This window comes from Chitinophaga sp., assembly GCF_039596155.1.
Lineage (GTDB): Bacteria > Bacteroidota > Bacteroidia > Chitinophagales > Chitinophagaceae > Chitinophaga.
Genome location: NZ_JBCNKF010000051.1, coordinates 20111 through 30564, shown reverse-complemented (window position 1 = coordinate 30564; position 10454 = coordinate 20111). Strand labels below are relative to the sequence as shown.

General features: G+C 45.8%; 9 protein-coding genes. 2 read left to right on the top strand and 7 right to left on the bottom strand.

Features of this window, described 5'->3' with window-relative positions; genetic code table 11:
• Both ABDW33_RS30295 and ABDW33_RS30290 read right to left on the bottom strand, forming a co-directional pair.
• Positions 1-343, bottom strand: a 343-nt coding sequence (locus tag ABDW33_RS30295) for a hypothetical protein (RefSeq protein ID WP_343693832.1), incomplete at its 3' end; no start/stop codon positions are given.
• A gap of 206 nt (positions 344-549) precedes the next feature.
• On the bottom strand, positions 550-915 hold the full coding sequence (locus tag ABDW33_RS30290) for a DUF983 domain-containing protein (RefSeq protein WP_343693831.1): 366 nt from the start codon (positions 913-915) through the stop codon (positions 550-552).
• A 120-nt stretch (positions 916-1035) separates the two neighbouring features.
• Here ABDW33_RS30290 and ABDW33_RS30285 point away from each other — a divergent pair, with 120 nt between their 5' ends.
• Positions 1036-1503, top strand: a complete 468-nt coding sequence (locus ABDW33_RS30285) for a hypothetical protein (RefSeq protein WP_343693830.1) — start codon at positions 1036-1038, stop codon at positions 1501-1503.
• Between the two features lie 289 nt (positions 1504-1792).
• Here ABDW33_RS30285 and ABDW33_RS30280 read toward each other — a convergent pair whose 3' ends face one another.
• The 4 genes from ABDW33_RS30280 to ABDW33_RS30265 all read right to left on the bottom strand — a co-directional run bounded on the left by ABDW33_RS30280 (position 1793) and on the right by ABDW33_RS30265 (position 8043).
• On the bottom strand, positions 1793-4237 hold the full coding sequence (locus ABDW33_RS30280) for a TonB-dependent receptor (RefSeq protein ID WP_343693829.1): 2445 nt from the start codon (positions 4235-4237) through the stop codon (positions 1793-1795).
• 67 nt (positions 4238-4304) lie between these two features.
• The gene (locus ABDW33_RS30275) at positions 4305-4661 is read right to left on the bottom strand and encodes a hypothetical protein (RefSeq protein ID WP_343693828.1); all 357 of its coding nucleotides are present in this window, start codon (positions 4659-4661) and stop codon (positions 4305-4307) included.
• A 125-nt stretch (positions 4662-4786) separates the two neighbouring features.
• Positions 4787-6370 carry a DUF1501 domain-containing protein gene (locus ABDW33_RS30270; RefSeq protein ID WP_343693827.1) on the bottom strand — a complete coding sequence of 528 codons (1584 nt, stop codon included), beginning with the start codon at positions 6368-6370 and terminating at the stop codon, positions 4787-4789.
• Positions 6371-6399: 29 nt separating this feature from the next.
• A complete protein-coding gene (locus tag ABDW33_RS30265) occupies positions 6400-8043 on the bottom strand; it encodes a DUF1800 domain-containing protein (RefSeq protein ID WP_343693826.1) in 1644 nt (547 codons plus the stop codon).
• A 307-nt stretch (positions 8044-8350) separates the two neighbouring features.
• On the opposite strand from ABDW33_RS30265, the gene ABDW33_RS30260 reads away from it, so the two are divergent.
• The gene (locus ABDW33_RS30260) at positions 8351-8818 is read left to right on the top strand and encodes a hypothetical protein (RefSeq protein WP_343693825.1); all 468 of its coding nucleotides are present in this window, start codon (positions 8351-8353) and stop codon (positions 8816-8818) included.
• A gap of 118 nt (positions 8819-8936) precedes the next feature.
• Here the strand turns inward: ABDW33_RS30260 and ABDW33_RS30255 are convergent, their stop codons facing one another.
• Complete coding sequence (locus ABDW33_RS30255; RefSeq protein ID WP_343693824.1) at positions 8937-10418, bottom strand: S41 family peptidase; 1482 nt, start codon at positions 10416-10418, stop codon at positions 8937-8939.
• Positions 10419-10454 lie beyond the last annotated feature (36 nt).

Sequence of the window (10454 nt, the reverse complement as noted above, 5' to 3'; positions counted from 1 at the left end):
CCTCCACACACGCCATCCTTCTCCCCAGATACGCTTCCTCCAGCCACCACCTCACCTCCTCCTCACTCACCCCTTCCTTCAACCACCTCACCGCCTTCCCCGTCATCTCCCTATACACCACATGCTCCCTCTCCTCCAACTGCCCATACACTTTGCCCGCAATCTTCGCCGCCCTGCCCAACCGCGCAGCACTCCGCCGCGTCCCCTCAAATACAGGCAACGTCATCACCTCCTCAGCCGTCAGCGAACTTTTCTTTCTCAGATAAAATTCCCCGTTTGCCGAGTAAAGCGTAATATCACCATATGTACCTTGTAAAGGATTGGGATCAAACAACTTAGCCATACTATAAGTTAAGCAATTTCACCGGGCTGAACAAATATTTATTCCCCCACCTCCCACTCTAAAACAACAAAAGGTTGCTCCCGAATAACTATCAGGAACAACCTTCTACAAAAAATATGATCTGGTAACAATTATATACTACTTCTTCTACGCTTTGCCGTCGCTTCGCCGTACATACTGCGCACTTTCATGACAATCATGACAAATCACAGCTCCGCCGTATCCTCGTCATAATACACAAAGAAATACAAATAGATCACCCTGCTGATCCGCATCATCCACGGCTGCAACAACACCAGCAACACCCCATTGATCCCCAGCCACCAAAACACACTGTCATCCTGCCAGGACAATCCCACAAACACCCAATAACAAATCAATGTAAACACCGAAAACGCCACCCCCAGCGCATAACTCACATACCCGGTCCCAAACCAGAACCCCGTCTCCAATTCATATATCTGCCCGCACACCGGGCAACGGTCATACATATCAAAGATCTTTTTGAAACTCAAATGATACGGATTCTTATCCTTAAACATATCCCCTCTTCTGCAATGGGGACATTTCATAGAAAACATGCTTAGAAAGTAGTTTGGTCTTGAATGGCTCATACCGCAAAATTACGATTATAATCTATATATCCTTTTGCATGACTTTTGTGTTATCCCTAAAAACAAAAACACCCATTTATGCGTCCATCAAATCTGCTTATCATCGTTTCAATGGCCCTGCTTTCTGCCTGCGCAGCTGCCTCGCAGGAAGCAACCGCCGATACCACCGCCTCCGGAAAAGTCATCGCCGATTCTACCCCCACCAACGCAGACGTAAAAGATTCCGCCAGCACCACCCTCAAACCCCAGGCTGGCTCCTACTCTCCTGAATGCTACAAAGCAGTCACTGACATCGTCATGAGCTCCAGCTTCAAAACAGAAGCAGCAAAAAAAGAGAATATAAAAGTGAGAATTGACCGCGAAGAAGGCAGTAAACTCTTCCTGCAACTCTTCGCCAGTGAAAAAGACCATGAATCTACCCTCGCCTGGCTCAGACTAGACAAAGCAAATGAGAAACTGGAAGATATCACTGTCGACCCGGCCAGCCCGGTTTTATTAAAGTATGATAACTCCCTGATCAGTGCACTGAGACAAAATTGCCCGTAACACCGCTTGCCAAAAATACCGCGCATTCAAACAAACATCAGTAATAGCTTGTACACTGATACCGCATTTCCCTTAACAAAAGGAAACAGCTGTAAAAGTTATACCATACACTGCCACCGCCTCTTCACTAACAACAGGCAACAACTGTCAAACTCATACAAGTACCCAGGTCAGCCTCAAAACTGACACACAACAATACTCACGAATACCACTTTACCTTCACATATAAAAATCAGAAAGGTCGTCCACGCCCGGACGACCCTTCCTTTCCTATCTGTATACGCAACGACTATTTAAAATTGAGCGGTATAGCTACCTTCACACTATAATTCCTTCCCATATTAAACACCCCCACTCGACCAGTCACCTCATTCTCCGGCGCATATTTCAATCTGCTCAGGTGATTCTGATAAGCCACATCCGTAATATTATTCGCCGCCAGGTGCAGGGAAAACAACACCCTCTTATTCCTATTCACCACATCTGCACCAATACCCGCATTCCACAAAGTATACCCCGGCGTAGCCGTCTCCGTTTGATAAGCAGAATACACATTGTGCTGGTCAAATGTCCAGTCCATCTGTATACCCGCATACGCATTCCGGAAAATACCACCTACCTGTTTGAACTTCCCCTTCAACTCTGACAACCACCTCGCCGCCGGAATATTAGGCAGGTACTTTGTTGAATCTGAACCATTAGCGATCATCGCTTTCACATACGAGAAAGTATTCTCAAAGTGCAGCCAGTCAATCGGATGAGGATGGATATCCACCATAATCTCACCACCATACAGATTGGCTGTAGACTGCTGATACTGGAAAGCCGCATACCCCTCCGCATTATCTGTAGTTGGAATAGAATCACCTCCATTCACACCACTCAGCTTACGGCTATAAATAAAGTTGGTAATATGGTTATAAAACAAACTACCCGTCAGTGATACATGCTCTGAATTAAAATCCATACCAATATCCCCCTGTGTACTCACCTCCGGTTTCAGTGACTCATTGCCATATTCATACTTGATCGTTCCTTCATGCACACCATTTGCACCAATCTCTGAAATGTTAGGTGCTCTGAAACCACGCGCTACATTCGCTTTCAACGTCACCTTATCACTCGCTGCATAACTCAGCCCCGCACTACCTGATATGTTCGAAAAGTTCTTACTCAGTGCATTGAACTTCTGTTCACCACCACTGCCTACAGGCTTACCATCTGTATCCAGCATCAATCCCTCCACACTGATATGCCTGTTATCAAAACGCAGGCCACCAGTGAATGTCAGCTTATCCCATGTCTTACTCGTCACGGCATAGATACCTGCATCAAACAGGTTATAACCCGGTACCAGGAACTCGGAACCTGAAAGGATATCATTGTGCTGCTGCATACCATTCACCCCAATGCTCGTCTGCCAACCATTCATATCTGCAAATGAATACTTCACTCCATAGTTGAATGTATTCAACTTCAGGTACAACTCAGGCTCATTCGGATGCAACACATCCCCAAACTCCTGGCGCCTGTTCCACTGATACCCCAGGATCACATTCAATCTGCCACCATTATGGAGATAGAAATTATTATCCCATACTAACTTCTGGTGATTGATCTGCTGCCGGGGTAAACCAATGGTATAAGACTTGAAATCCTTGTCTGTCGCTACCCCTTCTCCTGCCGTTCCATTCTCGTCGACTGGTTTGATAAATTGCCCCTGCTCATTACGATCCCCTTCTACCAGGCCTAACTCCTGGTTAAAGGATGTAAAGCGCAACACAGAAGATCCCCAGTTCTTATTGATACCAATACTACCACCGTAGTTGGTATTATGGAATTTAGAGTTATACACATAACCATCGTATTTATTCTTGTAGTCGTGTGCAAACTTCTGCGTACCATATGCGCTCCAGCTGAAACCATTTTGACTGGTGCCTGCCAGATCTGCGTGATAGGAAATCATCCCATTGTTAGACAGATAATTGGCAGCTATATTGCCTTTCACATGACCCGCGGGTTCAGGACCTGGAGGTACGATGTTCACTACCCCCGCCAACGCATCTGACCCATATACCAGCGATGCTGGCCCCTTCAATACTTCTACTTTACTTACATTATAATCGTCGATTTCTATACCATGCTCATCCCCCCATTGCTGGCCTTCCTGTCTTACACCATCGCCTATTACAACCACACGGTTGTAACCAAGACCACGGATAAATGGTTTGGAGATAGCCGGCCCCGTCGTCAGCTGACTCACACCCGGCAGTTTGGCCACCGCATCAATGATATTGGTAGATATATTCGCATCCAGGTAATCTTTCCTGATGATGTTCACCGGCGTGGGGTTTTGCTTCAGCGATGTTGCCTGGCTCACACCCGTGATCACCACTTCATTTTCTTCTATCACTTTTGTACTCAGACCGAAATTAATACTGGTAGTACCATTCACCTGCACACTTTGCGTGAGCGTCGCATACCCAATGAAATGTACCTCTACCAGGAATTTCCCTTTGGGTAAATTCTTTATCTCATAATGACCCTGCGCATCGGTTGATGCACCTACATGCAGGTCAGGAAAATAAATGGTGACTCCCGGCAACGGGGTATTTGTCGCTTTGTCGATCACCGTACCGCTCATTGAGTTAACACCATCATCATCGGCAAAAACAGGCATATAAATAGAAAATCCCGTCAGTATACTTAATATAACAACACGCAGAAATTGCATAACAATAAAATAGTTTAGATAAAATGCACGGCATACATGCATAGAGATTGACATCACGTCAATTCAATCAGATAAAAAAAACATCATTAAGACAGGAAATCGCCGGGGGCGCACGGGGAGATAACAGGCGGTAATCAACATGCGTAATAGCAGGTATTACCGGGGTGGCATAGTGCCATATTACTGACTGCTCCAGCACCGCAAAGAAACTGCTGGTATGCTGGTAAGGCTCCGGCTCTAAATGCAGGAACTGACAGTGCTGATGACTGGTAGAAAAAGCAAGTCCATCATGCGTGATAGGAGCGTCCCTGGTATCATGGTGATCCATGAATATTTGGTGTATGAATTCCCGGGGGGTCGTATTAAAAGTAAATACACCCAGGAGCAGGATTGCCAGTATCTTATGTAGAAACCTGTTTTTCAAGCAAGACAAAGGTAGTTGAATTCCCTATAAATGCAACAATGTTGTTAAATTTATTGATGAGTGGCGAAAACAAAAAAGGGATGCATGTTGCCATACACCCCTCTTATATATTTAAAATAGTTTACTTACACCTTCACTTTCAGCATAGATCTCACCTCCTGGAATACCCCGTTCTGCAATCGCGCATAGTAAATACCCGCCGCCAGTTTTTTACTGTCAAACACAGCTGTATATTCCCCTCCCGCCATCACGTTATTCACAGGTACACCTACCAGCCGCCCCATGGTATCAAAGATCTGGATCATCGTATGCCCGCCACGCGTCTTGTATTTCAGGGTGGTAGTGTCTACAAATGGATTCGGATAGTTGGTGATCAATCCCTTACTGCCATTATTCACATCATCGATACCCGTAATAGTGCCACAGGCAATACCGCTCACAATTGGTAAACGCTGGTAGTCCTTGAACAAAATGGATTGCAGCGTGGTATTATCCACACAGAACCACTGCTCCAGCAAACTGGCATATACCGAACGGAAGTCATACTGCATAGGCGTATTATCTGCCACCGACCCGCTATCCGGAATATCCGGCGAAGTACCGAGCACCCCCTGTTGTACATAGTCACCAAATACTATCATCGGCGCCGCAGCACCATGGTCCGTACCCATACTGCTATTCGATTTGATACGGCGACCAAACTCGGAGAACGTCATGCCGACTACCCTGCGGGAAGCTTTCAGTTTGGTCAGGTCATCCATGAATGCCTTGATCCCTTCTGACAACTCTTTCAGGAGTTCTGCATGATAACCGGTCGTGTTATCACCACCCTGCGTCTGGCTGGCGTGGGTATCAAAGAACCCCATGCTCACCATGTACATTCTCGTCTTCAATCCACCGGCAACCAGCCTGGCTACTATCTTCAGCTGCCTGCCCAGTTGTGTATCCGGGTATTCGCTTTGAGAAGTTACATTCTGAGCGGCCTTCTTGATAGAATCAGAGAACTTATTCGTTTGCTTGGCGATGAGACGTACATACGCCAGTTCCACACCTGCATGGGTATTAGGAACCGGGTCTACTACATCGTCCAGCAAATTGTAAAAGTCCGTCGCGCTGGAAATAGCAATACCGGTATTGGTATTCGCCCCCTGGAACGCAGGAGACACAATAGAACCAATCTGAATAGCCAGCGGATCAGGATTATCATAATTCGGATATCCATCAGGATAACCAGGGTATTGTGTATCAAGATAACGTCCACCCCACCCGGTTTCTACGATCTGATTCGCATCAGAACCTGATACCCAGATATCAGTAGCGCGGAAGTGAGAGTAGTTGGGAGAAGGATAACCCACACTCTGGATAATGCAGACTTTACCTTCTTCATATAATTGCTGTATACCTGTCATTGCAGGGTGAATCCCTGTTTTCACATTGTTCACCAGTGGCAATAACTTACCCTGGGGAATAGCGATATTCGGACGGATCGCCTGGTACTTGGCATAGAGATCGATAGGCACGACCATGTTCAGGCCATCGTTCCCACCGACCAGCTGGATCATCACCAGTACGTGATCGTTGTCCGCAGAAGCACTTTCCAGTGCCGACAATAATGAAGATGAGCCGAAAGCTTTTACGGCAAACCCGTTCATAAAGGTTGGCAGGATAGCAGCCGACACGGTATTTTTAAGAAAATCTCTACGTTTCATATTGATAGAGTATAGGTTCTTCTAAAAGATCAGGATAGTTGATATTCGGATAGGTTCATCAGGTATTTGTACAAAGTACGCAGGCGACTTTCAACGACTGTGCGCAGTGCCGTATCTGTAGGATAAGCTGCCCAGGCATTCCAGGCATCTGTCCAGTAGTAGTCACTGTCAGGATTCTGACCACTGAGCAGGATGGTATTCTTCAGCCATGCCTTGAACTTGTCAGATACATCAATGCGGTAAAGCACTGCTACTGAGTCTGTGACTAACTGCACAGGATCCGATGGATTCGACAGTTTCTTCGCAAAAGCCAGTACATCGATCGCTACACCACCAAATCCGCCTTCACTCACCATCGCATCGGTGAACTGATTACGTTTAGGGAGGGTATCCGTATTAATCCACATCTCGTGGTATTGAGGTTCCTGGTAGTAAGGCTGCCAGCCGGCTACCTGCGGTGGTTCGCCAATGTCCTGCAGCATACTGGCGGCATGGGAACGCAGCCTGTCCCAGGCATCATAAGCATCCATATATGCAGTAGGGAATTTTACGCCAAATTCACGCACCAACCCTACGTTGTGATCGATCGGGCTCTTGATGAGTGCTGACATATTCAGCGGATCATAAAAGTGCTCACTCTTGAAAAGCGCCCTCAGTACCGGCAGCAGTTCGTAGTTGTTGTTCCTGAAAATGGTGGCCAGCGGCGTGATCACGTTCGCCTCTACCGCATCGTCAATAAGGTAGTATACAAACCAGCGATAGAGTTTGCGCACAATAAACTTCGCACATTCCGGCTGGGCAAAGATGATAGTCAGCAGGTCATCGAGTTCCGTAGCTCCATCCTGACCAGTTTTGCCGGTGATCTTTTTATTGCTGTAAAAGTCGGAGAATTCCTTATTGGTAATATCATGCTCCGTACTTTCAAAATAAGTTGTAATGGTATTCGCATTGATGCGGAAACCAGTGAGCACACGGGCTGTAGCACGTACATCTTCCTCCGTATAGTGGCTATCAGGACCTTTACCTACCGTGAAAAGTTCATGCAACTCACGGGCATAGTTTTCATCGGCACCCGCTTTCGAGTTGAGGTATCCGTTCAGATATCTCAGCATGGCAGGATCAAGGGTAATTGCTTTCGTGAGTGCTTTGAAATTGCCGGTAGCATTGGCACGCAGGGTGGTATTGTACTTGTAGATGTAGCGGGAATCGTGGGTCATATCCATTTCAGTCACGAAGTGGTTATGCCAGAAGAGCACCATCTTTTCCTGGATACTACGGCTTTGGTTGATCATCACACCGATCCACCATGCCTTGTATGAATTCCAGCGTTTAGCATCTTCATCGTCCGAAGACGGAGGAGGTGAGTTCACCCAGGATTCGCCGGGTAATATACCATGTTCATCCTCGCCATAGGTATTGACAGGTTGAGTAGTAACAGCAGTGACAGTGGTAAGCAGGGCTTCTACCGCCGCGTCCATGCCCACACTTTTCACCCAGGCGATATCTTCAGGCGTAGCGCCAAACATAGTACGTTTGAGCAGGTGCACTGCCTGGGCAGTATCAAAAGTGCCGGTGTATGCGGAAATACCTGAATCCGTACGCGAACCGGTTGTAGTCGCTTTCACTGCTGGCTGTGGCTTTGCTGATAGCGAAAGGAATTGTCTGCGATCCATAAAGTAATTGATATGGTTATATGGTATTAGGGATGAGTTTTAAAACATAGGCTTTTACACGGTACCTGAATGAGGCTACAAGTTAATAAAAATTTTAATGAATGAAAGGAAAAATGTGGTTTGTTTTACCCCGGTAGCTGCTGATGAAATGCCGGTGATGACATTTGTATTATCAGGATGAAAATCACCATATCATACTGTAAATCAATTTATTGTGAAAAATAAAATCTTTTGCAAGTGCTTGTTTTTCCTGAAATTTGACCTAGCTTTAAGTCAAAGCGAAGTCTAAAATCAATGATTTTATCATATGCAGGACAATCTTGAAAACAATGGCAACCACCGGTATTCCATCATTACAGGTATCAATAAGACGGCAGCGATCTTCAAAAAATACCAGCAGGATATCCCCGTTTACGAAGATATTCAGTTATCAAAGCTGGCAGATGAACAGCCTTCTTACACGTTGAAAGGGGATGTGCACAGAAGGGGAGATTTGTTTATTTCCCTGAAAGATGACTGTATGCTGCCCCTATGGGATAAGGGTGACCTGGTATTGTTAAAACAGGTGAAAAACGAGGCACTGGTAATGGGAGATCGATATTACCTGGTGCTGAAAGATGGAAAAGAATGGGTGGGCGTGCTAACAGATACCGTTGACGCTTTTGTCATTACGCCGGAGAATGTGATTTATAAACAGGTGCAATGTAAAAAGGAGGATGTATGGAACATGTATAAGGTGATGGAAGGATTAAAGAAAACAGACCTTTTCAAATGATCCCCCCACTCTCACCAACTGGTGACTACCCCCCTTCCCCCCAAAAACTGAAAAACAAAGCCCCAAGTCATTGTACTTGAGGCGTTGTAAATAATTCCCGCACATGCCTTCCAGGATGCTACTGCTTACCGGCCCGGATCAGATCCAATGTATACTGGATCTCCGGATCTTTCCCCGTACGGATATATTGCTGAAACGTATCAAAAGTCAACTCTTTATCTGGCTGACATCCCCGTCCATTATCCTGCCTGGCCTTCATAAAATACACTTCACTCATCGGAACCGTCAATTTGCTTTTTGTCTTAGGCAATATATAGGTATTAAACCATGCCGCTGTAGTAGACGCTTCTCCACTACCAGTTTCAGTACCTACCAGTACCCCACGCTTATTATTTTTAACCAGCGCTGCAAAGTACGTTGCCGCACTTACCGTGCCCCCACTGATCAGTACATACACATTCCCTTTAAAGTTATTTTTATCAGGTGGATAGTTGGAAATTGAACCTTCCGTCAGCCGCGCATTGCCATAATAAAACCCGGCCGTGCTGTCGTAATCAAACCGCTGTTTTAGAAAGTTCTCCGTCTGCTTCACCTCTTCCTCTCCCATTTTGGTGCCGTAACCATTCAACAGGTTCTCAGGATCATGCAACTGTATGTTCTTTGTCCGGTAATTGAATACATTGTCGAACGGATGTAACGCCACAAATGAATACAACAGCGCTGACATATTCGGGTTCCCGCCGCCATTTGACCTTATATCTATGATGACGTTGCCGATATTGCGCTTCTTTACTTCCGAGAAAAAGTCACTCAATTCCTTATACATGGCATTCTCCTGCAGCATGAATGTAAGAACGGTCAGGATAGCCGTAGATTCCTTGTCCTGGTACTCCTTCGTTACATAGGCCCGCCTCAGGAAGGTATTGAATGGTAGCTCTCCCAGGCTCCGGTTATGGTATCCTGTTTTTGCATCTACAGCTTTCAGTTGTACGGTAGCGGATTGCCTGGCACCGTACTCTCTGTATACGACTTCATAACTGGTTGCCTCCGGGAAAACCAGGCTAATGAACAAACTAAGACTTGTTGCCGTGCGATCAGTACCCGTTTTGATAAAGCCATCGCTATAAGTGGCATAGCCGATTTCGCTGAGCAGCTTTGCTGCTGGCATTTTATTAATGCTCAATATCTCTGCCCCGAAAGGAATGACTTCCCCTTTGGCATTCACTATGATCCTGTCTTTAAAGGTGGTAATGGCCAGCGGAAAATGTTGAATCCCATAAAACACATCCACCACACGATCCTCATCATAATCCAGTTTCAGGTGCACATCATTGAATAACTGTATGGGAGAATACCTCAATGCGCTTAACAACGACGGATCTTTATCAAGCCGGTTCATCAGGGAATCCATTTTACTATTAAAACTGACAGTATCTGTGAACTTATATGGATTCGGATGCTGCTGTTTCAACAGTTCAACCGCATATTTAAAATCATCTTTCAAATCCTGCCTGGTAAACCCGGTAAATGGTTGCACCTGGGCCAGGACAGATGTGGATAGCAGGGACATAAGTATCCCTGATGCAAATATTTGCTTCATACAGTTTATAATTTGAAAAAACTTTAATTAACACGG

Bases quoted from the DNA above. Each gene is read 5' to 3' on its own strand.
- ABDW33_RS30280 (WP_343693829.1), bottom strand. From the start codon at position 4,237: ATGCAATTTCTGCGTGTTGTTATATTAAGTATACTGACGGGATTTTCT.
- ABDW33_RS30265 (WP_343693826.1), bottom strand. From the start codon at position 8,043: ATGGATCGCAGACAATTCCTTTCGCTATCAGCAAAGCCACAGCCAGCA.
- ABDW33_RS30270 (WP_343693827.1), bottom strand. From the start codon at position 6,370: ATGAAACGTAGAGATTTTCTTAAAAATACCGTGTCGGCTGCTATCCTG.
- ABDW33_RS30260 (WP_343693825.1), top strand. From the start codon at position 8,351: ATGCAGGACAATCTTGAAAACAATGGCAACCACCGGTATTCCATCATT.
- ABDW33_RS30255 (WP_343693824.1), bottom strand. From the start codon at position 10,418: ATGAAGCAAATATTTGCATCAGGGATACTTATGTCCCTGCTATCCACA.
- ABDW33_RS30290 (WP_343693831.1), bottom strand. From the start codon at position 915: ATGAAATGTCCCCATTGCAGAAGAGGGGATATGTTTAAGGATAAGAAT.
- ABDW33_RS30285 (WP_343693830.1), top strand. From the start codon at position 1,036: ATGCGTCCATCAAATCTGCTTATCATCGTTTCAATGGCCCTGCTTTCT.